General features: G+C 65.1%; 1 pseudogene. It reads right to left on the minus strand.

Annotated features, from left to right (window positions below):
- Window positions 1-524 (minus strand): annotated as a pseudogene (locus AC1DSC_RS32690) (nitrite reductase large subunit); the annotation flags it as partial.

Genomic DNA, 524 nt, shown 5'->3' on the forward strand with positions numbered 1-524 from the left:
CACAGCGCCTTGCGGCCTTCGGTGTCCTCCAGGATCTTCTTCTTCACATGGTCCAGCCCCACCCGCCCGATGTAGTGCACCGTGCGCTCCAGGTACCAGCCTTCCTCGCGGTACAGCTGCAGGAAGGCGCCCGAATACTCCATCACCTCGGCGGCCGTCTTCACCTTCACCAGGAACTGCGCCACCTCGGTCTTGATGCCGCCGTTGCCCCCCACGTACAGCTCCCAGCCCGAATCCACCCCGATCACCCCCACGTCCTTGATCCCGGCCTCGGCGCAGTTGCGCGGACAGCCCGAGACCGCGAGCTTGACCTTGTGCGGCGAATACATCGCCCACAGCGCCCGCTCCAGATCCTTGCCCATCTGGGTGGAATCTTGCGTGCCGAAGCGGCACCACTCGCTGCCCACGCAGGTCTTCACCGTGCGCAGGCTCTTGGCATAGGCAAAGCCCGAGGGCATGCCGATGTCCTTCCACACACCCTCCAGGTCCTCCTTCTTCACCCCCAAGAGGTCGATGCGCTGGCC

This window comes from Variovorax sp. 01N425 (genome assembly GCF_056399465.1).